This window comes from Herbidospora sp. NBRC 101105 (assembly GCF_030269205.1).
GTDB classification, from domain to species: Bacteria; Actinomycetota; Actinomycetes; order Streptosporangiales; family Streptosporangiaceae; genus Herbidospora; species Herbidospora solisilvae.
The window spans coordinates 422558-445127 of record NZ_BSSX01000005.1 but is presented as its reverse complement, the minus strand read 5'-3'; the positions used below and the strand labels follow the sequence as shown (position 1 = coordinate 445127).

At 67.3% G+C, this 22570-nt stretch carries 27 protein-coding genes and 2 tRNA genes; 14 read left to right on the top strand and 15 right to left on the bottom strand.

Annotation, left to right across the window (positions count from 1 at the left end; translation table 11 throughout):
- Positions 1-8 precede the first annotated feature (8 nt).
- Complete coding sequence (locus QSK34_RS22635) at positions 9-632, top strand: hypothetical protein (protein ID WP_161479550.1); 624 nt, start codon at positions 9-11, stop codon at positions 630-632.
- Between the two features lie 180 nt (positions 633-812).
- Here the strand turns inward: QSK34_RS22635 and QSK34_RS22630 are convergent, their stop codons facing one another.
- Positions 813-1199 carry a hypothetical protein gene (locus tag QSK34_RS22630; RefSeq protein WP_030455276.1) on the bottom strand — a complete coding sequence of 129 codons (387 nt, stop codon included), beginning with the start codon at positions 1197-1199 and terminating at the stop codon, positions 813-815.
- Positions 1200-1484: 285 nt separating this feature from the next.
- Here QSK34_RS22630 and QSK34_RS22625 point away from each other — a divergent pair, with 285 nt between their 5' ends.
- The 4 genes from QSK34_RS22625 (at position 1485) to QSK34_RS22610 (ending at position 4771) form a co-directional block, all read left to right on the top strand.
- The gene (locus tag QSK34_RS22625; protein ID WP_161479551.1) at positions 1485-1730 is read left to right on the top strand and encodes a hypothetical protein; all 246 of its coding nucleotides are present in this window, start codon (positions 1485-1487) and stop codon (positions 1728-1730) included.
- Between the two features lie 15 nt (positions 1731-1745).
- Positions 1746-2609, top strand: a complete 864-nt coding sequence (locus QSK34_RS22620) for an NUDIX hydrolase (protein ID WP_285586307.1) — start codon at positions 1746-1748, stop codon at positions 2607-2609.
- Positions 2610-3107: 498 nt separating this feature from the next.
- Entirely contained in the window at positions 3108-4097 is a 990-nt protein-coding gene (locus QSK34_RS22615; RefSeq protein ID WP_285586305.1) for a permease, read from the top strand.
- Entirely contained in the window at positions 4094-4771 is a 678-nt protein-coding gene (locus QSK34_RS22610; RefSeq protein ID WP_285586303.1) for a TIGR03943 family putative permease subunit, read from the top strand. Before QSK34_RS22615 ends, QSK34_RS22610 begins: the two co-directional genes overlap by 4 nt.
- A gap of 75 nt (positions 4772-4846) precedes the next feature.
- Here QSK34_RS22610 and QSK34_RS22605 read toward each other — a convergent pair whose 3' ends face one another.
- Positions 4847-5659 carry a CHAP domain-containing protein gene (locus tag QSK34_RS22605; RefSeq protein ID WP_285586301.1) on the bottom strand — a complete coding sequence of 271 codons (813 nt, stop codon included), beginning with the start codon at positions 5657-5659 and terminating at the stop codon, positions 4847-4849.
- Positions 5660-5985: 326 nt separating this feature from the next.
- Here QSK34_RS22605 and QSK34_RS22600 point away from each other — a divergent pair, with 326 nt between their 5' ends.
- Positions 5986-7020, top strand: a complete 1035-nt coding sequence (locus QSK34_RS22600; RefSeq protein WP_285586299.1) for a S66 peptidase family protein — start codon at positions 5986-5988, stop codon at positions 7018-7020.
- Here QSK34_RS22600 and QSK34_RS22595 read toward each other — a convergent pair.
- The gene (locus QSK34_RS22595) at positions 7004-7303 is read right to left on the bottom strand and encodes a hypothetical protein (protein ID WP_202609883.1); all 300 of its coding nucleotides are present in this window, start codon (positions 7301-7303) and stop codon (positions 7004-7006) included. The two genes, QSK34_RS22600 and QSK34_RS22595, sit on opposite strands and share 17 nt — an antisense overlap.
- Before the next feature lie 32 nt (positions 7304-7335).
- Entirely contained in the window at positions 7336-8070 is a 735-nt protein-coding gene (locus QSK34_RS22590; RefSeq protein WP_285586294.1) for a M15 family metallopeptidase, read from the bottom strand.
- A 253-nt stretch (positions 8071-8323) separates the two neighbouring features.
- Between QSK34_RS22590 and QSK34_RS22585 the strand changes: the two genes are divergently transcribed.
- Positions 8324-9505 (top strand): ATP-binding protein, encoded by a 1182-nt coding sequence (locus tag QSK34_RS22585; protein WP_161479557.1) that lies wholly within the window; start codon positions 8324-8326, stop codon positions 9503-9505.
- Between the two features lie 77 nt (positions 9506-9582).
- On the opposite strand, the gene QSK34_RS22580 is transcribed toward QSK34_RS22585, so the two are convergent.
- The 3 genes from QSK34_RS22580 to QSK34_RS22570 all read right to left on the bottom strand — a co-directional run bounded on the left by QSK34_RS22580 (position 9583) and on the right by QSK34_RS22570 (position 11943).
- A complete protein-coding gene (locus tag QSK34_RS22580; protein ID WP_285586291.1) occupies positions 9583-10377 on the bottom strand; it encodes a MauE/DoxX family redox-associated membrane protein in 795 nt (264 codons plus the stop codon).
- A 5-nt stretch (positions 10378-10382) separates the two neighbouring features.
- Entirely contained in the window at positions 10383-11276 is an 894-nt protein-coding gene (locus QSK34_RS22575; protein WP_285586289.1) for a hypothetical protein, read from the bottom strand.
- 184 nt (positions 11277-11460) lie between these two features.
- Positions 11461-11943: a MarR family winged helix-turn-helix transcriptional regulator gene (locus QSK34_RS22570; RefSeq protein WP_161479560.1), complete on the bottom strand. Its 483-nt coding sequence runs from the start codon at positions 11941-11943 to the stop codon at positions 11461-11463.
- A 108-nt stretch (positions 11944-12051) separates the two neighbouring features.
- On the opposite strand from QSK34_RS22570, the gene QSK34_RS22565 reads away from it, so the two are divergent.
- Entirely contained in the window at positions 12052-12615 is a 564-nt protein-coding gene (locus tag QSK34_RS22565; RefSeq protein WP_030455288.1) for a YceI family protein, read from the top strand.
- Positions 12616-12739: 124 nt separating this feature from the next.
- A tRNA-Ser gene (locus tag QSK34_RS22560) sits at positions 12740-12829 on the top strand.
- A gap of 783 nt (positions 12830-13612) precedes the next feature.
- Here the strand turns inward: QSK34_RS22560 and QSK34_RS22555 are convergent.
- On the bottom strand, positions 13613-14254 hold the full coding sequence (locus QSK34_RS22555) for a DUF433 domain-containing protein (RefSeq protein WP_285586282.1): 642 nt from the start codon (positions 14252-14254) through the stop codon (positions 13613-13615).
- 162 nt (positions 14255-14416) lie between these two features.
- On the opposite strand from QSK34_RS22555, the gene QSK34_RS22550 reads away from it, so the two are divergent.
- Positions 14417-15076 (top strand): hypothetical protein, encoded by a 660-nt coding sequence (locus tag QSK34_RS22550; RefSeq protein ID WP_285586280.1) that lies wholly within the window; start codon positions 14417-14419, stop codon positions 15074-15076.
- Between the two features lie 390 nt (positions 15077-15466).
- Positions 15467-16459, top strand: coding sequence for an RDD family protein (locus tag QSK34_RS22545; RefSeq protein ID WP_285586278.1), 993 nt, complete (start codon positions 15467-15469; stop codon positions 16457-16459).
- On the opposite strand, the gene solA is transcribed toward QSK34_RS22545, so the two are convergent.
- From solA to QSK34_RS22530, 3 genes are all read right to left on the bottom strand, one after another.
- Positions 16409-17497 carry an N-methyl-L-tryptophan oxidase gene (gene solA / locus QSK34_RS22540; RefSeq protein ID WP_285586276.1) on the bottom strand — a complete coding sequence of 363 codons (1089 nt, stop codon included), beginning with the start codon at positions 17495-17497 and terminating at the stop codon, positions 16409-16411. The two genes, QSK34_RS22545 and solA, sit on opposite strands and share 51 nt — an antisense overlap.
- Before the next feature lie 41 nt (positions 17498-17538).
- Positions 17539-18003 carry an ELAV/HuD family splicing factor gene (locus tag QSK34_RS22535; protein WP_285586274.1) on the bottom strand — a complete coding sequence of 155 codons (465 nt, stop codon included), beginning with the start codon at positions 18001-18003 and terminating at the stop codon, positions 17539-17541.
- Between the two features lie 117 nt (positions 18004-18120).
- On the bottom strand, positions 18121-18282 hold the full coding sequence (locus QSK34_RS22530; protein ID WP_285586272.1) for a hypothetical protein: 162 nt from the start codon (positions 18280-18282) through the stop codon (positions 18121-18123).
- Positions 18283-18574: 292 nt separating this feature from the next.
- Here QSK34_RS22530 and QSK34_RS22525 point away from each other — a divergent pair, with 292 nt between their 5' ends.
- Together QSK34_RS22525 and QSK34_RS22520 are read left to right on the top strand one after the other, a co-directional pair.
- Positions 18575-18937, top strand: coding sequence for a VOC family protein (locus QSK34_RS22525; RefSeq protein ID WP_285586269.1), 363 nt, complete (start codon positions 18575-18577; stop codon positions 18935-18937).
- A gap of 18 nt (positions 18938-18955) precedes the next feature.
- On the top strand, positions 18956-19411 hold the full coding sequence (locus QSK34_RS22520) for a MaoC family dehydratase (protein WP_161479580.1): 456 nt from the start codon (positions 18956-18958) through the stop codon (positions 19409-19411).
- Here the strand turns inward: QSK34_RS22520 and QSK34_RS22515 are convergent.
- The 4 genes from QSK34_RS22515 to QSK34_RS22500 form a co-directional block, all read right to left on the bottom strand.
- Positions 19396-20007 (bottom strand): response regulator, encoded by a 612-nt coding sequence (locus QSK34_RS22515; RefSeq protein WP_285586267.1) that lies wholly within the window; start codon positions 20005-20007, stop codon positions 19396-19398. The genes QSK34_RS22520 and QSK34_RS22515 overlap by 16 nt on opposite strands.
- Positions 20004-21098, bottom strand: a complete 1095-nt coding sequence (locus QSK34_RS22510; RefSeq protein ID WP_285586264.1) for a sensor histidine kinase — start codon at positions 21096-21098, stop codon at positions 20004-20006. Before QSK34_RS22510 ends, QSK34_RS22515 begins: the two co-directional genes overlap by 4 nt.
- A gap of 325 nt (positions 21099-21423) precedes the next feature.
- Positions 21424-21627, bottom strand: coding sequence for a hypothetical protein (locus tag QSK34_RS22505; RefSeq protein ID WP_285586262.1), 204 nt, complete (start codon positions 21625-21627; stop codon positions 21424-21426).
- Between the two features lie 52 nt (positions 21628-21679).
- Positions 21680-22189, bottom strand: coding sequence for a sensor histidine kinase (locus tag QSK34_RS22500; protein WP_285586261.1), 510 nt, complete (start codon positions 22187-22189; stop codon positions 21680-21682).
- A 155-nt stretch (positions 22190-22344) separates the two neighbouring features.
- Here QSK34_RS22500 and QSK34_RS22495 point away from each other — a divergent pair.
- Positions 22345-22417 (top strand) — tRNA-Arg (locus tag QSK34_RS22495).
- The last annotated feature ends 153 nt before the right edge of the window (positions 22418-22570 follow it).

Genomic DNA, 22570 nt, shown 5'->3' with positions numbered 1-22570 from the left:
TCACCCCCATGGCCGTCAAGGTAAGCCGCCGGCCGGTACCCCCGCCGGCCCCCGCCCCCCGCAAGCCGTACCTCATCGTGGTTCTGCTCGTCGTCGTGCTGGCCGCGGGTGTGGGCATCGGTTATCTGGTCGGACGTCCCGACTCGGTCGAGAAGATGCAGATCTCCGACCTCAAGCGGGACGCCGAGCAGATCAAGACGCTGACCGACCAGGCCCGCCTGACGGTCGAGGAACTGGACAAGATCCTGCCCGCCATGGCGGAGGCCGGTCCGCCCGACGTCCCGGCGTGGCAGGAGGCCATTCGCAAAGCGGTCGAACGCCACTCCGAGACGCCGAGCGGGATGACCGAGACGAACGTCGCCCGAGGCGGCTTCCGGAGTGCGGTGAACGCTCTGTCGATCTCCGTCGACCTGCTCGCCGCGGCGCAGAACCTGCCCGAGGCCGACCGGGCGCCCTACATCGAGCTGGCCACGCGGCAGCGCACGCTCGCCGTCACGACCTGGTCGGTCGCCGCCACCCAGCTCGACCAGCTCAACGTCGAAGCGGGTTACGGCCACCAGCACGCCTACCTGTCGGGAGCTCCTGGCGAGGGCGGCATGCACGCGGACGAGATTCCGGAAGGCACGGAATGACCTCGGTCGTCCACGCGAGGCCCGTTTCCCGGCAGACGAGTTCGATCGTCTCCAGGAGGCGGCCGGCTCCGGCGGGTGTGGTCGCGTCCACCCGCCGGTTGGGGACCGCAAGCCCATGGACCTGCGGATATTGACACATCGGCGGCCCGGCGGAACGCGGGCCGCCGCCTTGGGACGTTCCTATTCGGGGCTGCACCACTCCGCGACGGCGGCGACGAAACCCTCCGCCGTCGGAGCCGCCACCGCGAGCTGCTCGGCGGCGAACGTGGAGAACTGCATGGGGTCTTCGGGTGAGGCGAGGATCTTCTCGCAGACCTGGGAGCCGACCGTGAGGGCCTTCTCCTGGTTGGTCGCGAGGGCCGGGTCGACAGAGGCCAAAGCGGTGAAGAAGGCCTTCTTCTGGCTTTCGGAGGGTTCGGGTGCGGCGGGGACCGTGATCTCCGTCGGGCTGGCCTGGACTGCGGCCGTCGGTGCCTCTGACGTCGCCGGCGCCGCCGTCTCCGCGTCTCCCGCGCAACCTGCGACGGCGAGGACGGCAACAGCGAGAGTGGTAGCGAGTCGAATCATGAAAAATCACCCTAGCGCCCACCCCTCCCGTGGGAGGGGCGGGCGTGGATTGCCGTGCTATGGACAGCCCGCTCCCGCATGTCGTGGAATGGCGACGAGCGCGGTTCGCAGGTGAGGAGCCATACGTTAACCGTCCCATCCGCACGGATCGGGAAGGATGACTTACCAGTCCATAACGATCAGCCATCGGGCCCGTCACAACCAGCCGGTAGCCGTCGCCCTCACGGTCGACTTCTGTCGGCGCTCCAGCTCAACATGACAGGTCCGACAGGGAGAGATTCAGCGATGCAACAGTGGCACCGTTCCACCCCCCTACCGCAGGTGTGGCCGATTGACCGGTATGAGGTTAAGAGCACCAGACCCGCGCCTGATTACACCTCGGTCGACCGATATCACTTCGCCGAGCTGGCACTTGAGTCGGCGGAGAACCTGATGTCATCGGGGTGGGTCACCCATGTGACGGTCGTCAGGATCGACGACGGGACCGTCCTTTTCGACACCAAGGCGGTGGTTCCGCTGGAAGCCTGGTAGCCGATCATTGACCCCATGACAGCCAAGGACGGGGACGGCTGGACCCACTGCGGACGCGGTCACCGGCACTGGGGCGTATACGGAGCCTCCGGCCTGCTCGCCGTGCACCACACGGCGCGAGCCTCCTACGTCCTGATGCAGAAAAGAGCTCTGTGGAGTCACCACGGCGGAACGTGGGGGCTCCCCGGGGGCGCGATCGACAGCCACGAGGACGCGATCACCGGCGCGTTGCGTGAGGCACATGAGGAAACCGCCCTTTCACGGGACGCCCTGCGAGTGCGGGGCGTGTACCTAGACGACCACGGCGGCTGGTCCTACCAGACCGTGATCGCGACGGCTGTGGAAAAACTCCCCGTCCACCTCGACATGGAGAGCACCGCTCTCCGCTGGGTGACCCTGGCCGAACTGCCCCGCCGACGTTTGCACCCGGGATTCGCGGAGACGTGGCCAGTGGTGAGCGAGATGCTGAAACCGCTGGTTGTGGTGGTCGACGCGGCCAACGTGATCGGCGCACGGGCGGAACACGGCTGGTGGCGCGACCGCGCCGGGGCGACGTCGCGGTTGCTGGCCGAGCTGGTCGAACTGGCCGTCGACGGGGTGATCGCCCCGATCGAGGGCCTGCCGTTGCTGACCCGGCGGTTTCCACAGGTCGTTGTCGTGGTGGAGGGCGCGGCCCGGGGGGCGAGGGTTCCCGAGGGGCTGATCGACGTACGGGCGGCGGAGGGAAGCGGGGACGACACGATCGTGGAGGTCGTCCGGGAGGCCCGGGTCTGGGAGACGGTGCTGGTGGTGACGGCGGACCGGGGGCTGCGAGAACGGGTGCGGGCCGAGGGGGCGCTGGTGACGGGGCCGAAGTGGCTGCTGGGTCAACTCTCCTGACTTCGCGGGGCATGGTGGTCAGTCCGGGCTTGGGGATGGGCTGAAAACTTGAGTGGCTGCTTGGGGCGTTTCGGCATGGCGGCCGGGCTTGGGGACGCGCTGAATACTCGAGTGGCTGCTTGGGGCGTTTCGGCATGGCAGCAGGCCCAATCCTGAGAATGCACTGGAAAGTTTGCGCTACTGCTTGGGCTGGCTTCCCGCTCCAATCTGTAGTGGGGATCTGCGGCGCCGGCTTCGCCGTCGGGTAGCGACCGGCAGTCCGGAGAGCAGGAGCTCGTGGTGCCCGCAAGCGGCGACCTCCCCCGGGGTGGACGCGGCTACGGGGCTCAGTCGGTGATCGCTCGCCAGGCTCCCTGAGGTGTTTGTTCGTTCGGGCGTCTCGTCGGGTGCGCAGGCCGACGGTTGGGCTTTTCCACAGGGCACGGTTCGTTCTGAGGTTTTCCACAGGTCTCGCGTTGGCGTCCGCAGACCTCCGGCCGGTCTGGGAGCATCGGGCCCGTGGTCGAGCGTCTTGAGGTTCCTCCCGCTGAAGTGCCGCCCGCCGACGCGGAGTCCAAAGGCCGGGTCTCCGGTTCGTGGGTGTTCGTCGCGCTGCTCTGCCTACTGCTGCTCGGGCAGTTCTTCTACGCGCCCTACCTCACCTCGCCCGCGCTCCAGACCTGGGCGACGGTCTTCGTCGCCATCTGCGTTCAGGCGCTGCCGTTCCTCGTCTTCGGGGTGGTGCTCTCCGCGGCGATCACCGCCTTCGTGCCGGCCTCCTTCTGGACCCGGGCACTGCCCAGGCGGGCGGCGCTGGCCGTGCCCGTGGCGGGGGCGGCGGGGGCCGTGCTGCCGGGGTGTGAGTGCGCGTCGGTGCCGGTGGCGTCGGGGCTGATCTCGCGGGGGGTGACCCCCGCGGCGGCGCTGGCGTTCCTGTTGTCGTCGCCGGCGATCAATCCGGTGGTCGTCGTGGCGACGGTGGTCGCGTTTCCCGGGCAGCCGATGATGGCGGTGGCCCGGTTCACGGCCTCGCTGGTGGTGTCGGTGCTGGTCGGGTGGGTCTGGTTGCGGTTCGGCAAGGGCGAGTGGTTGCGGGCGCGGCGGCGTCACGACCACGCCGGGTTCGCCGAGGCGGTGCGCCACGACCTGCTGCACGCCGGGGGTTTCCTGGTCGTCGGCGGCATGGCGGCGGCCACGATGAACGTGGTCGTGCCGCGTGAGTGGCTGAACGCGCTGGCCGGCAACTTCTGGTTGTCGGTCCTCGCGCTGGCGCTGCTGGCGGTGGTCCTGTCGATCTGCTCAGAGGCCGACTCGTTCGTGGCCGCCTCGTTGACCGCCTTCTCGCCGACCGCGCGGCTGGTGTTCCTCGTGGTCGGGCCGATGGTCGACCTGAAGCTGATCGCCCTCCAGGCCGGCACGTTCGGCCGCCGGTTCGCCGTCCGGTTCGTGCCGCTCACGTTCTCGCTGGCCGTGCTGGTCGGCGTCGGCGCAGGGACGGTGTTGTTGTGAACCGGCTGACGCAGAGTCTCGTGCTCGTCCTGCTCGGCGGGGCGGTGTTGCGGATCACGACGGTGTCGGACGAATACCTCAACTACGTCAAGCCGGGCTTCCGCTACCTGCTCATCGCCGCCGCTGCGACCGTGCTGGTCGTCGGCGCGGCCGGGCTCTTCAAGAAGGAAGACGGCCATCGCGGGCCGTGGGTGGCCTGGCTGCTCACCCTGCCCGTCTTCGCGATCTTCCTGATCGCACCGCCGCCACTGGGCAGTTACGCCGCCCGGTCGGAGGAGGCGCCCGCGCGGCCGGTGGGGGCGTTGACGGCGTACACGCCGCTGACGCGGCCGGTCAACACGATGACCATCGGCGAGTTCCTCGGCCGGGCCTGGGGTGACCCGACGAGGTCGCTGGCGGGCAAACAGGTGAAGCTGACCGGGTTCGTGGTGCCGTCCAAGAAAGAAGGCCGGTGGTACGTCGCGCGGATGCAGATCGCCTGCTGCGCGGCCGACGCCGTCCCGTTGAAGGTGGCGGTTCTCGGCTTCCCGTCTCCGGCCGAGAACCAGTGGATCGAGGTCACCGGCACCTGGGTGCCGCCGAAGGCCGACGGTCCCGAGCCCGGCACGGTCGCCCCCGAGATCGACGCGGTCCACGTGGCGGAGATCCCGCGGCCGGTCGAACCCTACGAGTGAGGGACCATACGCGGAAGACGAACGGGGCGGACGCCGGGCAGGGGAATCCCGGCGTTCGCCCCGTTCGAGAGTGGGTCAGCGTTTGCCGCACGCGACCCAGTGAGAGATGAGCTTCTTGAGCGCGCCGCTCTTCTTGGCGGCGGCCAGGCCGAGCGCGACGGGCAGCAGCAGGGCGCCGGCCGCGAGCGGCTCGGGAGCACCGGGCAGCATGCCGTTGACGTCGTCGGGGTTGACCTTCTGCGCGGTCATCGACTGCGTCATGTCGGCGACGGTCTTCTTGGTGGTGACGAGTTCAGGGGTGCCGGTCAGCATGCCGTTCACGTCGGCCGACTTGACCTGCTTGATGCTGGTGGCCGACAGCGCCGTCTCGGCGGCGGCCTTCTTGGCGGCCAGGTTGACCGCGACGGTCTTCTCCTTGGCCTGGTCCTTCTCGCGGACCTTCTCCGGGTAGCCGTAGCCGACGATGGTGTTGTCGCTGCGGACCTTGGTGACGACCTTGTTGCTGATGTTGCCCTCGATCGTCTGGATGGTGTGGTCGTTGACGACCTTCTTGACCAGTCCGACGTGGTCGATGGCGCTGATGTTCTTCGAGTGTCCCCAGTCGAAGAAGACGATCGCGCCGGGCACGGGCGTGGTTCCCCACGCGCCCTGGTCCTTGAACCACTGGGCGTGCTCGGGGGTGTAGCTGAACTGGCCGACGTCCTGCGCCTGGCCGGTCTGGTGGGCGGCCCAGGAGACGAACATGTCGCACCAGGCGGCGTCCTTGTAGCCCGGCTTCTTGACGACGTTCTGGCCGTACCACTCTCCGAACTTGGATGATCCGTTGACCTCGGCATAGCCCATCTGGGAGTTGGCCATGTTGATCAGCGCGTCAGCGTAGTTCGTCATGAGAATCCTGAACGTTTCCGATCCTGACTGTCGACCGCGCCGCAGGGCGGTAGATCGGATTCGCTCTCTGTAGACAGTGGGGCAGTTCTCGCTTTACCGGCGTGGGCACCGGAGTGGGGCGATCCTTGCGGCAACTTTGGTCACGGATTACCGCGACAGGTCCCAATCTATCCACGCTCAAGCCGGGGTCAAACGCTTCACGGTGTTCTTTACTTTTTACCTGGTTTATTACTTTCGGCAGCGGGTTTTTACTTTTATCGGAATCCCCGACGGGCAAGGCGATTCGGAGCTGTCCGGAAGATCGCCGGTCCTGGTAGCGTCAACGGATGCTTTACCCAAAGAAGCTCAAACAGGGTGATCGTGTCGCCGTCGTCTCACCCTCTGGAGGCCTGCCCGAGGTCTTCCCGATCCCGTTCGATCATGGTCTGAGCCGCCTCCGAGACGAGTTCGGGCTGGTCACGGTGGAGTTACCGACGACTCGGCGGCTGGAGGCGACACCCGAGGAAAGGGCCGCCGATCTCACGGCCGCGTTCGCCGATCCGTCGATAAAGGCGATCGTCGCGACCATCGGGGGCGACGACCAGATCACCGTCATCCCCCATCTCGACGACGAGGTGATCAGGCGGAATCCCAAGCCGTTCTTCGGCTACAGCGACAACATCAATCTGCTCGCACACCTCTGGCGGCTGGGCATCGTGGGCTATCACGGCGGTTCGGTGATGGTGCAATTCGGCCGGGGTGGCGCCATGCATCCGATCACCAAGGCGTCTTTACATGCCGCGCTCTTTACCTCCGGTCCGTTCGAGCTGACCGAGTCGCGCGAATACGGGGACGTCGAACAGGACTGGGAAGATCCGGAATTCGTCAATGGCGCGCCGCTGATGAGCGAATGCGGCGGGTGGATATGGCACAACGACGATCGGGTCGTCGAGGGGGTCACGTGGGGCGGCAATCTGGAGATCCTCAACTGCCTGCTGGCGGCCGACCGTGACATCGCCGAGCCGGAGGCGTACACGGGGATGGTCCTGATCGTCGAGACCAGCGAGGAGATGCCGTCGGCGGACGAGGTGTTCCGCATGCTGCGCAACCTCGGGGAGCGCGGGATCCTCGGGCGGTTCGCGGCCGTGGTGTGCGGGCGGGCGAAGGCGTGGTCGTTCGAGAACCGGAACGGGCCCGAGGAGAAGGCGCGCTACGCGCGGGAGCAGCGGGAGGCGATCCTCAGGGCGCTGGCCGACTACGCGCCGGAGGCGCTGGCGGTCTTCGACGTCGACTTCGGGCACACCGACCCGCAGGTGGTCATCCCCTATGGGGGCCGGATGCGGCTCGACGGGCCGGCCCGGAGGATCACCGTGGTTTACTGACCGCCGCGCACTTGGCGTCCCACTCGGGGACCCGGATCAGCGACGGGTTGGCGACGCCGCTCTCGCCGCGTGCCCCGCTCGACGTGCTGGCGAAGGCCACGCCTTCGACGCAGATGCGGGCCACGTTGGGGAAGTTGTCGGCATTGCGGAAGACCTCGATGTAGTCGACGTCGCTGATCTTGTCGGGCGGTGCGCCCGCCTCGCCGCCTCGGTCGCCCAACTGCTCCGAGCAGCCGGTCAGGAGCAGGGCAACAAGAAGTGCCCCCATGGCCTTGGTCGTCACAGGGGCACTTTCTCATGGTTTCGGGTGGATTCTCAGCGTCCGCTCTGGCTGAAGTGCTGGTAGTCCTTGGTGCCGGTCCAGTCGCCGCCCCAGCCCCAGCCGATGCTCGCGAAGGCCTCGACCACCCGGTCGCCGGAGTTGATCACGCCGGGCTTCTTCAGCGGCCGGTCGACGAAGTCGTCGGCGTTGCTGTGGGCGTGCGAGCCGTCGGCCTCCACGTAGGGGTTCTCCCTCGGGTTGAGGTCGACGGCCAGGCCGTAGGCGTGCTGGGACCAGTTCGTCGAGCCCGTCGCCGCGCGGCAGTTGAAGGCGGAGGTGTTGTCGGCGTCGATCGAGGCGTAGTCGTCGGCCTTGTACTTGTCGACCGGCTCCATGCGCTTGATGGGGTAGCGGAAGTCGTACAACTTCTTGAAGACCGAGGCGACATCCTCGGCCACCGAGGCGTTCACGACCAGGTGCCCCGTGTGGGGTTTGTCGTCGAATCCCCAGTACGTCATGGTGATCATCCGCAGGTCGTCGTAGCCGACCGGGCAGCCCGGGCGCCATGAATATTTCACCTGGTCCCGGGTCACTTTCGTGATCTTCGAGGTGAACTCGGGTGGCGCCGTCGGCGTCGGCGACGGGGTGGCGGTGACGGACGCCACCGGCGTCGTTTCCGTCACGATCGGGGCGGGCGAGACGGCGCCGGTGCCGGCCGTGGCGCCGCACGCCACCGCCCCCAGACTCGCCGTCAGCCCCACTACCAGCGCTGACCTGCGGATTGACATGCTTCTAGCGTACCCACGCGGATGTCGGACTTTCGGGTCGACGTCAGGGTTTTACGGTGAAACGCTCGCGCACATGTTCGGATCCGCGCTACAGTCGATCGCGTCGGATCGAACAGATGTTCCCTGCGAAAGCCCTGGTAGGTGGTGTGCGATGGCGGTCGGGCTGGTGGCGCGGCCTCACGGCGCGACACGCCGTAGGTCTTTCTACGGAAATCTACGACGGCCGCTATATCCGGTCATAAAGTCCGACACCGTGGACCCTGTGCGCAACCCCTATGCCCCCGGTGCGGGGCAGCGTCCTCCCGAGCTGGCCGGGCGCGATCGTGAGCTGCAGCAGTTCGAGGTCGTGCTGGAGCGGGTGGCCCGTGGGCGGCCCGAGCGCAGCATGGTGATCACCGGGCTGCGGGGTGTCGGCAAGACCGTGCTGCTCAACACGTTCAAGTCGATGGCCATCCAGCGGTTGTGGGGGACCGGCAAGATCGAGGCCCGGCCCGAGCAGTCGATCCGGCGGCCCGTCGCGGCGGCGCTCCACATGGCGGTGCGCGAGCTGGCGCCCCGGCACCGGGCTCCCGAGCGGATCGACGAGTTCCTGGGCGTGCTGAAGGCGTTCGCGATGCGCGATCCGTCCGCCGCCAAGGGCACCACCCACTGGTCGCCGGGCATCGACGTCCCGGCGGCGCGGGGGCGGGCCGACTCCGGCGATCTGGAGATCGACCTGACCGAGCTGCTCAGCGACGCCGCCGGCGTCGCGACCGACCTCGGGGTCGGGATCGCGCTGTTCATCGACGAGATGCAGGACGTGCCGGCCGCCGACATCTCGGCGCTCTGCGCGGCCTGTCACGAGTTGTCGCAGATAGGCGGGCCGCTGATCGTGGTGGGCGCGGGGCTGCCGCACCTGCCGTCGGTGTTGTCGGCGTCCAAGAGCTATTCAGAACGGCTTTTCCGGTACGCCAGAATCGACCGCCTCGACCGGGAAGCCGCCGACCTGGCGCTGATCGTCCCGGCCGAGGAGGAAGGCGTGGCGTTCACCAGCGACGCCCTCGACGCCCTCTACGAGGCCGCCGACGGTTACCCCTATTTCGTCCAGGCCTACGGCAAGGTCGCCTGGGACCTGGCGCCGCGCAGCCCGATCACCGCCGAAGACATCAAGGTGTCGGCGCCCGAGGCCGAGGAGGAGCTCGCCGTCGGGTTCTTCGGCAGCCGCTACGAACGGGCGACGCCGGCCGAACGCGACTACATGCACGCCATGGCGCAACTCGGCGACGACCCGGTGGCGACCGCCGAGGTCGCCGAGGCGCTGGGGCGCAAACCGTCCAGCCTGTCGCCGGCCCGCGACAGCCTCATCAAGAAAGGCCTGATCTACAGCGCCGAACGCGGCCTGATCGCGTTCACCGTCCCCCACTTCGGCCGGTTCCTGCGTGCGCAGCCCGTCTGAACCCTTGTCCTCTCTACGGCTTTCTAGAGGGGAAGCTAGAGAGTCGTAGAGAGCTAAATCTCCATGTCTAGAGGTCTCTAGAGTGAGGCCGAGACAGGGATAGATTCCTGGATGGGCGTGTGCCCGCCGACCACCGCGACGCGGACCGGCGGGCGCCGCCCGCTCAGGTAGACCGCGAAGACCACCTCGGCGCCGTTGAGCGCCTCGAAGACGTAGAAGCGCCAGCAGAGCTCCCGCCACGAGTCGCTGGGCATATCGCTGCCGAGCAGGTGGGCGTGGTTGCGCCAGACCGCGCTCGACCGCAACCGGGCCGCCGCCCGCTCGGGGGCGAAGGGGCGCAACTCGCAGGGCGCGCGATACTTCAGCCGGGCGTAGGTCTCCTCGATCTCCGGCGACAGCGCCAGCAGGACCACCGTGAATGCGGCCAGCCAGGCCAGCGTCTGCCAATTCGGCGTCGGCAGGCCGGGGGCGCCGTCGAGGGCGACGATCACGGCCATCGCGGTGAGGACCACCGTGCGGCTGATCGCGCGCAGGCCGACCGGGGTCGCGCTCACGTCGCCGAAACAGCCGCACCCCGCGTCGGGGCGGCGGCGGCGCAGGTCGTACAGGACATAGGTGGCGACCGTGAAGAACGCCACGGTCATCCAGCGGGGGGCCGGGTGGTCGACCAGCAGCAGGCCCGCGACCAGGCCGAACTCGCCGATCGCACAGCCGATGAGGGCGTTCTTGCGCCAGTTCTCCGGAGCCAGCACGGCTGGGCCGAGCCGGCCGAAGGCGCCCGGCTCCGAGTCGCGCCCGGCGGTGACCAGCTTGGCCACCCCGCCGATCACCAGCATGAACACCAGAATGGGTTGCGCCGCCGCGGCGACCATCCCGCTCACCCCAATCCCATGCGTACGTTGAAGCAGCCGTTGGTCAGATCGCCGCCGAGTTCCACATAAGACATGGCCGACAGCTCCACCACCCGCCCCCGGGGGGATGTGCCACATTCCACGCATCGGTCGCAGAACCGGCCCGCCATGCAGCCACAGGCCACCACGGGAAGCACGGTCGCGCGATCGGCGCAGACATTCCGTACATGAACGCTCGAACCGAGCGCGAGATAAGGGAGAGCGGCGCACGAGACGCCCGCATCGGCGCAGCCGGTGTCCGACTGCTCCAGCATCGGGTAGGCCACACCGCCTTCGATGTGGTCGGACCAGACGGCCGTCCCGGAGATCTTCGACTGTACGCCGCCATAAGCCCCCGGAGGGTCGGGAACATGCACCGCCCGGTAGGCGGGCTGCGAGGTGGCCGGGATCTGCGCCAGCGCGGTCGTGCCCTCGACGGTGCCGATCGCGTCGAACAGGAAACCCGGTTCGAGACGCGGATAACGCACCCGCACCCGGCCCGACGACCGATAGGGGATCACGACCGAGCGTCGCCCCCGGTGGGGCCCGCAGTCGAGCACGACGAAGATGTCGTCACGACCGGAGACGGACAAGATGATCCCGGTCATCCGGGTCACGTCAGCCCAGATGCGGTCGACGACCTTGCCCTGCCGGAGCGCCCGGATGATCACCCGGGCGCCCACCGGCAGGTCGGCGGGGGCCACGAAGCCCCCCCGCCAGGCCTTCGCCCAGTGGGCGATGACCAGGCGCTCCTCGTGGCCCTCGTCGTCTTCGATGATGATCAGGTGAGGACTGACGTCGAGGATCGTGCCGCTGACGGCGTCAAGCAGCACCCCGCTCTCGGCGTTCGCACGCGGCGGTTCGAGCTCGCGACCGAGCACGGCCGCCGCCAAGGCTCTCCGGCGTTTCGCTGGTATCCCCACGCTCTGTAGCCTCACATGTCGTCTGCCCTAATAGAGGCATAATTCAGGCGTTGGCTGCCGAGCGGGATCAGAATCCTCGTACTGGATGGAATCCCATGTCCCCCGTGTCAGGGCATATCACCACCTCGACGGCTTGTCCCTTTTAGGTGGCGGGTTCTACTTCCTCCGCGCCGGCGGTGGCGCAGGGCCGTACGACGTCCCGGATGAGGCGGAGGGTCTCCAGGAAACGGTCGAGCTCGGCCGGCGGCAGCAGCCCGGTGAACCAGTGCTCGATGTCGTCGAGATGGCGGGGCAGCACCTCGAGCAGCCGGGCCCGCCCGGCCTCGGTGATCTGGGGGTAGAAGGCACGCCGGTCGGTCGCGCAGGCCTCGCGGGAGACGAGTCCTTCGCGCTCCAGCCGGTCGATGACGCGGGTGATGCCGCTCGTGGATAGGTTGGTCTGAGCGGCGAGGTCACTCATGCGGAGCCCCTGGCCGGGGGATCTGGCCAGCCGGATCAGCGTCTCGAAGTCGACCTCAGAGAGGCCGGCCTCCGCGAAGGCGCGCCGATTTTTGTCGGCGATCCCCGTGTAGACCTCGGCGAACAGCCCCATCGCGGTCAGCCGAGGGTCGTCGAATGGATCCATGCGTCGAGTCTACGCCACGATGGTTGACGGCAGGAATATCTGTCGGGTAGACATTTGTTGGAGCAAACATCCGCAGGACAACTACCGCCTCTTCTGGAGTCATCGATCATGAGCGTACGCGAGTGGAACGGCCAGACCATCCCCACGGCCGGCACCTTCACCCTTGACGTCGCGCACACCCGCGTCGGGTTCGTGGCCAAGCACATGATGGTCAGCAAGGTCCGGGGCAACTTCGAGAAGTTCGACGGCACGATCACCGTCGCCGAAGAGCCGCTCCAGTCCAGCGTCGAGGTCAACATCGAGGCCGCCTCGATCACCACCCACGTCGGCGACCGCGACAACCACCTCCGCAGCGACGACTTCCTCGCCGCCGACAAGTTCCCCCAGATCACCTTCAAGAGCCTCCGCGTCGAGAACGTCGACGGCAACGAGTTCACCCTCGTCGGCGAGCTGACCATCCGCGACGTGACCAAGGAAGTCCCGCTCAAGGTCGAGTTCGGCGGCGCCGCCACCAACCCGTGGGGCCAGGAGATCTTCGGCTACTCCGCCGAGACCGAGATCGACCGCGAGGCCTTCGGCCTGACCTGGAACCAGGCGCTGGAGACCGGTGGCGTGCTGGTCAGCAAGAAGATCAAGATCGAGATCGAGGGCGAGGCCGTGCGTCAGGCCTGACGTTCTCCCCCTTCGCGCAGACCTTGTCCACAGGCTGTGGATAAGGTCTGTGCGACGCGACGGGTATCCACTTTGCCGCGTCGGCGGATCGCCGGTACTCTGTCGGGAGCCGATATGGCTACCAGGAGGTTTCGCCTAGTCCGGTCTATGGCGCCGCACTGCTAATGCGGTTTGGGTCTTAAGCCCATCCGGGGTTCAAATCCCCGAACCTCCGCAGTTCAGAGGCCCTCTTCCCTGTAAGGGACGAGGGCCTTTTTGCTGCCTGGAACGGGTGAAGGTTGCAGTTTTGAGCCCCAGAAGGCGGAGCGCGAGCGATCGCCGACGTCCGTCATCGAGTGGTCATCTTCGCCGGCATCAACAGAGGGGGTTAAGCAGCCGATCTGCATGACAGATGAGACGCACGCCGACATTTGACCGTTGCGACCCCTCGCACAAGCGATGCCAGGCACGTGGCAAGGTGTTACGACCCTTCGCGGGCAGGGCTTGCCCCTTCGGGCTACGAACGCGATTCGGTTGACCTGTTGTGCTTCCGAGCTACGGATGGATTTCCTCGCTCAGGAAGCAGGCCAGAATTTGGGCGGAATCTCGGACGGTACGCAGAGTTTGTACCTGGAGCCGGGGCTCGGGTCGATGCCGGTCAAGACGACAAGATGCTGGGCCGTGGCATGGGTGAGCAGGCTCAGGACGCCCGGGAGCGCCGCGCAGACGGTCGCGATTGCGATGCCCCGGTGAGGCCAGCGTGCTTGTGCGGGTACTGGATGCCGTGGATACCGGAGCGTGCGATTGCTTCGACCTCGTAGGGGCGCTGCATCTGCTTGGCATCGTTGGTCAGGACTGCCCCGAACCCCTTCGCCGGCGGCCATCGGCCACAAGGCCAAGTCCTTCGCGCCCTTCCAACCGTCGAGGTCGAGGACGTGAGTGATCTCGTGGAGATCCTCGACGAGGTTTCTGATAGCTACGGCAATGGGAGTGGCGACGTTCTCGTCGAGCAGCAGCCTCAAGCGGCCGTCCCGATCTGAGGGCGGTAGCTCTCGACGTACCTCGCGAAGTCCAAGGCGTCTAGGGCGGCTTCGGGGGAGACCTGCGGGTAGAAACGCTGGATGCGTTCGGGGGCGACGCCGTCGCGGAGCAGGGCCGCGACTTCCTCGTAGGGTACGCGGGTTCCTTCGATGACCGGTTCCCCGCCACGGATCTCCGGGTCGACTTCCAAGTGTTCCCGGGGCTTCATGAGGTCAGGGATCTGTCGGCCCTGGACGTAGAAGGGCCGGAGGACGTCGATGAACTGGTCGATAACGATCTGCCCGCCGCGTTTCACCAGGTCGGTCGCATGTTCAGGTTCGACCAAGTAGATCGTCGAGAGGTCGGCTACCAGCTTGTACGCCGAGAGGTGCTCGGCGAAGCCGAGGCCGAAGCGGAGCTCGGTGAGAGCCTTGCGGATGCTCTGCAGAGACTGCTCGCTGCGGAGGCTGACGCAAGTTCGGAGGGCGACGAGGTCCTTGAAGGAGTAGAGGATCGGGCGTTCCGGTGAGATTTCCGGGACGAGGATCGGGGTTCCGTCCGGTCCGGGTTTCCGCCAGTGCTGGAGTTGCCTCAGCGTGGCGCCGGACAACGCGGCCGCGAGTCTCGGCTCATACGACATGGATCCTCACCCCCTCTCGTCCACACCCATCATCGCAAACGAGTCCAGCCTGACACAGGCGAAGCGGGACGTGCCGAAACAGTGCAGGGTGGTGGAGCCGTAGATGCGTGACCATCTCGCTAGGCTCGCGGGACGTTCGGGTTGTTTCGGAGGGATCGTCGAATGGAAGTCCAGATCGTTCAAGGGCGGCTTACCGAAGTGCCGACCGCTGATGCGAAGGGTATGGAGCGGCGCGTTTTTGGCGAGTTCGTGGGCCCTCGGGGTGAACTGGCCTCCTACGCCTTCGGGTGGACGACTGGGGAGGAGCCGAGAGTGGCTCGCTTGACGGTCGGGATCGGCGCAGGCAATCCCGAGGGCGGCACATTCCACGCCATGGTGTTCGAGAACGAGGACGGCCATGCATTCTCGCTCACCGATGAGCCGTTTGAGCAGGTGCCGGAGGGTGGACCGGACCTGACTGCGGACCAGGCCCGCGCCCATGCGGACCTGCCGTTCATCTGGTGGGTCGTAGACCAGGTCATGGAACGTGATCAACGTGCGTTGTGGATGAGGCACTGGCTTCTCGGCACCCACTGCATCCAGACCGCTGAAGTCTTCGACCTTCGGGAGCCTATTCTCCTCATCAGTCATGACGCCGAGGGCGGCCTCTGGCAGCTCATCGGCACCACGAACGCCGACAGCAGAGGAAAGATCGGCCATCTCCACCATGCGGTGGACACGGATCCGACCTTGGCCGAGGTGCTTGACCTGCCTCCGGGCCACACCGCGACCCGTCCCCACGTCGGAGCACCCTGGACCCGCCACCACGGCTCCCCGGCGTAGATGCCTTCGGACGTCTCTCTCCGAATGATGGTCAGGAGCGCCTTCTCAAGATTCCTGTGGGATGTCGCGTCATAGCCGATGCGCGTCCCGGTTGGTGACGAAGAACAGGCAGGAATGGGTGATCTACGGAAAGTCATGTCTCCCCAGCGTTGAAATATGTGCCGACTGCCCGGCGTCCCGAGCTTCATGGAACGGCCTGGGACGATCACGTCCTGAGCGGCTAATGCGGTTCTGGTCTTAAGCCCATCCGGAGTTCAGATCCCCGAACCTCCGCAGTTCCCTGTAAGGGACGAGGGCCTTTTGCTGGCCGAAATAGCGGCAAGTCGCCTTTGGTCAATCGCTAGGCTGAGCCGAGCCTCCGAAGGGAGCGCCTTGTCGCACTCGCCACGAATGTCGAGACCGGCACTGGCGACCTGGTTGCTGGCCGCCGCCGTCGCCGCCTTCCCGACCTGGGAGGAATGGCGTTTCCGCCTCACCCCCGGCGCCTTCGAGGGGTTCTCGTGCATCGGTAACGGGTGGTCTGAGCCGTCGCCGCTCGACCCCTTACGAGGCGATCTCGACGCCCTCTTGGTGAACGTCGAGGCCTGGACCATCCCCCCGCTGCTGATCCTGGCCGCACTGCTCGCCCGCCGGAATCCCCGCCGCGCGGGCCGGCGAACGGCGGTCGTTCTCGTCCTGATCGCGGTCGTCATACCGGCCACCCCCCTCTACAGCTCCCCGGATGAGTGCGGCGGCCTGATCCCGCTCTTCAGCGCCGAGTGGTTCACCACGGTGCTGGAAAGCTGGGGAAGCACCCAGTTGTGCCTCATCGGCGCCGCCGCCCTCATCCTGCTCGCCAGTTGGCGAACGAGCGACGCCCCGCAAGGGAAAACCGGGGTGACCTGGCGGCGGCCGGTCGCGCTCCTGGTCGACTACCTGCTCGTCGTCGCCGTCCTCACCTTCGTCGTCGAACCGGTCCTGTGGTTGCCCGGCGTCGACGAGCTGCCGCTCTCCGTCAACGTGTATCACGGGCTCCTGAACCAGGCGACCATCAGGTGGGACACCGTGGATTTCGACGGGCTCATCGTCCTGTTCGTCGTCTTCCTGTACTTCTGGGGTCAGCACACCCTGTGGGGACAGACGCCGGGCAAGCGGCTGCTGCGCATCCAGGTCACCCCGGTCCGGGCCGCGAAGCGTATGGCCGTCCGCACGCTGATCTTCCCGCTCCTCGTCTTCGTGTCGCTCGCCGGTCCCGTCGTCCTCATCGTGAACGGCATGTGGACGCTCCTCGACCCCGCAGGCCGGGCGCTGCACGACCGATTGCTCAACACGGAAGTGATCCGTAAGGCCCGATCAACGGGTCAGCGCGAAGCGCGGGTCCGGCCGTTCCCCGGTCAGCGCTAGGTCGGCCAGGACCCGGCCGACCGCGGGCACGAACTTGAACCCGTGCCCCGAGAAGCCGGCCGCCACGACGACCGGGCCGACCCGGTCGAGGACGAAGTCGGAGGTCGGCGTGGTGGTGTAGGTGCAGCTGATCGGGGTGAAGGCGTTCGGGTCGACCCCCGGGAGCCACAGGCGCGCATACTCCCGCAGCATGAGAAGTCGCCCGGGTTCGGCGGTGAAGTCGCGGTCGTCGGGGTCGACCACCGGGCCGGTGCCGTGGAAGCCCACCTTGACGCCCTCGCCGGGGGTCGCCAGCCCGTACACGCCGGAATCGTCGAAGTGGTGGACGAAACTGGGCCACTCGTCGGTGTCGCGACGCGGGGCGAAATGGGCGGGTTGTTCCTGCGTGACCCGCAGGGGCGGCAGCGGCACGAGGCCGCCGAGCAGCTTCTCCGTCCACGCGCCGGCCGCCACCACGACCCGTTTGGCGCGGTAGACGTCGTCTTCGGTGATGACGTCGACGGCGTCGTCGCCGCGGACGGTGATCGAGAGGACCGGGGTTCGGTGGCGGACGTCGGCCCCGAGCGCGGCGGCGCGGTGCTGGAGCGTGGTGACGGCGTGGTCGGCGTGCAGCCGTCCACTCGCCGGGTGGAAGAAGACCTTTCCGTCGTAGCGCAGGCCGGGCCAGCGCTCGGCGGCCTCCTCGGCGGCCAGCCATTCGCCTGGCACGCCCGCCGCCGCGACGGCGTCGGCGAGGACGTCGAGGTCGGGGGTCCGGCCGTGGTTGACGCTGCCGGTGATGGTGAGCAGAGAGGTGCCCGACTCGGCCTCCAGTTCCCGCCAGAGGCCGTGGGCCTCCTGGGCGAGCCGGATGTAGACCGGCTCGCCGTAGGAGACCCGGAAGATCCGGGACGCGCCGTGGGAGGCGCCGCGCACGTGGCCGGGCTCGAACCGCTCCAGCAGCACGACGTCGGCGCCGTGTCCGGCCAGCCGCCATGCCGCCGCGGAACCCATGCCGCCGCCACCCACGACGACGACGTCGACCTCATGCCTGGCCACGCGCGACCCCCACTTATTGCATGTATTTCCTACCTATAATACTAGTTATAGGGGTTGTCGTACGTCGCGCTGCTCCGGGTCCTCATCATGTACTGGCCCGAGCTGGCGAACCAGCCTCCCGTCACGTCGAACCGCACGTTCTGGACGGTGCCGCCGAAGTTGACGTCGGCACTGTAGTTGTAGACGAACTGGCATCCGGGGGCCGAGCTCATCCCCGTGTAGACCGGCGACTGGGTGGTCGAGCCGTTGACGTTGATGAGGAAGTAGGGCTGCGGGTAGGCGCTCTGCCAGCACAGGGTGAGGTTGTAGCGGTAGCGCGTGTTCCCGTCGTCGAACGCGACCGTGCCCTGCAACAGGGCGAGCATCGGGCCGCCGCCGGTGGCGTTGAGCTGGACGTACACCGGCTGGTCGGGACCGTAGGTGGCATGGGCGGGAGACGCCGGCAGGATGATGAGCGCCAGGGCGGCGAGGACCGCCGCGATCAGCCTTTTCGGGTGCGTGATCAATTCACACCTCATCCGGTATTCGGGGGTTACGGGATACCGGAGGGTATGTTTCGGTTCCTTGGACGTCCAGGAAATCGATGGACCGGCCCATGAACGCCGGTTTCACCGGTGAACGTTTCAGATCTCGACGATTTCCAGACGCCGATAATCCGAAACAGCCCTTTCGGCCTCCATTTCCAGCACTCCGCCGAGTCCCTTCAGGCCCCATTCGTTGACCAGTCCATCATGGATCGCATAAGTCCGCTTCGGCGCGGAGGCACGCAGATATTCGATCATCATCGGCGTGGCCGACGATGGTCGGCGCGTTGCCGGGGTGGCACGTCGGGGTGGCTGAAATGGTGTTTCTCTCCTGCGACGGAGATCTCGAATCCGGCGACGGAGAATGTGGTCCCGGCGCGGGCGGCGTGGGGCCCGGAGATTGGAAATGCGGCGTGCGACGGCCTCGCAGGCGAGAATCGCCGGTACGTCGCCCAGATTGTCGGCCGATGTTCGTGGGTGACCAGAGCCGCTTCGACGCCGGCCCAGGCCTCGGATTGCGAGATCTTCGCGATTTCGAGGGTACGTCCAGACCATGCTGACCGGTTGGTGGGGTGTCGTCCTGGATGCTCCGGATTCGCGAAAGCTGGCCCGTTTCTACGCCGACCTCCTCGGCTGGGAACTGATCAACGACGGCGAGGCCGTCCACCCCCGCGAGGGCACCTCCTACATCGCCTTTCAGACCTCCCCCGACTACCAGCCGCCCACCTGGCCCAACACCGAGGGCCGGCAGCAGATGATGCTGCACGTCGACGTCGGCGTCACCGGCCTGGACGAAGAGGTCGCCAGGGCGGTCGAGCTGGGCGCGACCGTCGCCGAGTTCCAGCCTCAGGACGACGTCCGGGTCATGCTCGATCCGGCCGGTCATCCGTTCTGCCTCTACCTTGACGCCGGATGACAAAATAAAGTTCGAGTCATGCGGATCTTCTCGAACGTCACCGAGCTCAAAGCCGCTCAGGGTACGCATCTCGGCTTCACGGAGTGGCGTACCGTCACCCAGGAACAGGTCAACCTGTTCGCCGACGCCACCGGCGACCACCAGTGGATCCACGTCGACACCGAGCGTGCCGCGCAGGGGCCGTTCGGCGGGACGATCGCCCACGGGTTCCTGTCGTTGTCGTTGCTGCCCACGATGACGAGTGAGCTCATCCGGGTCGACGGGCTGGCCATGGGGATCAACTACGGGCTCAACAAGGTCCGGTTCCCCACTCCCGTCCCGGTCGGGTCGCGCGTCCGCGCCGGGGGCGAGATCCTCGACCTCACCGACACGGCTCAGGGGGTGCTGGGCACCCTCAAACTGGTCGTCGAGGTCGAGGGCGTACCGAAACCGGCCTGTGTCGCCGAACAGCTCATCCTCTACATTCCGGCGTAATAGGCGGCCGCCTGGGCCCGGCTCTGCAGGCCGAGCTTGGCCAGCACCCGGCTGACGTGCGTCTTCACGGTCGGCTCGGCGATGTCGAGGGCGCGGGCGATCTCCGCGTTGGACAGGCCGCGCCCGAGGCACGACAGGACGTCCCGCTCGCGGGCGGTGAGGTTCTCCGGCACCGCCGCCGGTCGTGTGCGGGCGAAGGCGGAGATGAGCTTCCTGGTCACCTGCGGGGAGATCAGCCCGTCGCCGCCGGCCACCAGCCTGACCGCCTCGACGAGCGTGGCGGCGTCGGTGTTCTTCAACAGGAACCCGGCGGCGCCCGCTCGCAGCGCGCCGAAGACGTATTCGTCCAGGTCGAAGGTGGTCAGCACGAGGATCTCGGTCAGCCCGGCGAGTTGCCGGGTGGCCTCGATGCCGTCGAGGCGGGGCATCCGGATGTCCATGATCACCACATCGGGCCGGTGCTCCTCGGCCAGCGCGACCGCCGCCCGGCCGTCCGCGGCCTCCCCGACGACCCGGATGTCGCTGGCGCCCTCCAGCACCAGCCGGATGCCGGTGCGCACGGCCGCGTGGTCGTCGGCGATCAGAACCGTGATCATGTGGACAGGGTGGCGGTCACCCGCCAGCCGCGCTCACACGGCCCCGCCTCGAACGTGCCCCCGAGCAGCGTGGCGCGTTCTTTCATGCCGATCAGTCCCGCCCGCGCGCCCGGCAGGTCACGCGGCCGCTCGGTGACCGGGTTGTCGATGGTCAGCACCAGTTCGTCCGGACGATAGTCGATCGCCACGGAAACCGGCGCAGAGCCGTGTTTGAGCGCATTCGTCAGGGACTCCTGGACGATTCGATATCCGGCCAGATCGACCGCCGGAGGAAGATCCCTGGGCGTGCCCTGGACGTCGACCACGGCCGTCACCCCCGTGCGTTTCACCAGGTCGTCGACCTCGGCCAGGCTCGGCCGCAGCGCCTCGTCGGGGCCTTCGGCCCGCAGCAGCCCGATCATGCCGCGCATCTCGGCCATGCCCTGGACGCTGTTCTCCCGGATCGACTCCATGATCTGCCGGACGGACCTGGCGTCCAGATCGGTTCTGGACAACACCGCGCTCGACTGGATGGCGATCGCGCTGAAGTGGTTCGCCACCATGTCGTGCAGCTCCCTGGCCATGCGGGTGCGCTCGGCGGTGATGGCGGCCCTGCGGTCGTATTCGGCCATGAGCGCCGCCTGCCGCGCGTTGTCGCGCAGGTTCCGGACTATCGCGGCAGACGCGACCGGCATGACGGTGATCAGCCCGACCTGGAAGCCCATCACCGTCCCCCACGCCCACGACTGCGTCTGCAGGGCGGTGGCGACCCCCGCCGCCAGCACCCACAACGGGGTGATGCGCAGCAGCACGGTCATCAGCCGGCGGGGCCCGTAGAGGGTGGCGGCGTAGATGTTGTCGGTGAACACGACGGCCGTCCCGAGCGAGGGCCCCATCGCCGCGTCGGCCGCCAGCGCGGCCACCCCGATGACGAACGCCGTCACCGGCCTCCTCCGGCGGATCACCACGCCGGCACAGGTGACCGCGAGCGGAACGAGGAAGAGCTGGATCGGCACGCCCTTCGAGTGGTCGTAGGCCCCCGCGACCAGCAGCACGACCCCGACCACGAAGGCCGCGACGGCCATCAACGCGTCCTGCCGGTGGGGGGTCATGCGTGCAATCCCACCACAGGCCATCTGAAATGGGCATACATCTTTGGATGTACTGAACTTCGTCCGTTCCGGCGAGGCCGGGCCCGGTGAACCCGGCAAGCATGGTTCTCATGCTGTGGCTGATCATCGCGGCCGAGGCCGGCTTCTGGATCCTGCTCGCCACGGGCCTTCTGGTCCGGTACGCCCTGCGCCTGCGCCGCACGAGCTGGGCGATCCTGGCCCTGACCCCGGTGCTCGACCTCGTCCTGCTGGTGGCCGCCGTGATCGACATGCGCTCGGGCGCCGTGGCGACGTGGCAACACGGGCTGGCCGGGGCCTACATCGCCTACTCGATCGTCTTCGGCCACCGGACCGTCAAGTGGGCCGACGAGTGGGTGGCCCGGGGCTTCAGGAAGCCGCCGAAGGTGCTCGGCGAATGGGCGATCTGGTGCAGGATCGCAGGGGCGTACACGATCATGTGCCTGTTGCTCTTCGGGGCCATGGTCATGGTGGACGACCCTTCGCGCACCTCCGCCCTGACCGGTTTCATGCTCAACGCCCTGAAAGTGCCGCTGATCGCGCTGATCTGGCCTGTCGCCGACTCACTGGGGCGTCAGTTCGGTCGGAAGCCGGACGGTGACCCGCCATCCCCCCAAATGGGGCCCGGCATGGACGGTCCCCCCGAGCGGAGTGGCCCGGGCCCGCATCAGCCTGACCCCCGACCTACGCGACGGCCGGACGCCGATCGGGCTGTCGATGGTCAGCGTGATCGATGACGGATGGTAGGAGATCATGACCGTCGCCGAGGTGGTGCCGTGTTCGAGCGCGCTGGTCAGCGCTTCCTGGACGATCCTGTAGCCGGCCAGATCGACGTCTCTGGGCAGGTCCCGGGTGGGTCCCTGGATGTGGAGGCGCGTCGTCAGCCCGGCCTGCTTGCTGCGCTGGAGCAGGTCCATGGGGTCGGACAGGCTGCGGTGGTCGGCCCCCAGGACCCCGTTGATGCGCTCGACGAGCAGCCGCTCGGCCTCCTCGGTACGGCGCCTTTTCCGGCGGTGGATGATCGTTGAGGTGGCGAGCAGGATGACGATGGCGAGGATGCCCAGGTTCAGCACGTTAGGCCCCTGATCTGTGCGGTTATGTCGGTTCTTAACCGGCGGTGATCGGGGGTATGCCCGGGGGTTGGGGACTTTGCCGGGAGTTGGACGAGGGTGTCTTCGGGTAACTGGTTCGGAGTAGGGGCCGGGACCCGCTATGCTTACTTCTGCAAGCGGCCGTAGCTCAATGGATAGAGCATCTGACTACGGATCAGAAGGTTAGGGGTTCGAGTCCTCTCGGCCGCGCAACACGAAAGCCCTGGTCGTCTAAGCGATGACCAGGGCTTTTCGCATGATCGGTCTGGTGTCGGCATCCGGGCGCTCGGAGATTCTCCGCTTAGCGATCTCGACATCTCGGGCGAGGCACCTCTCGTAACTCCGGCGGAGCACTTCCATGCT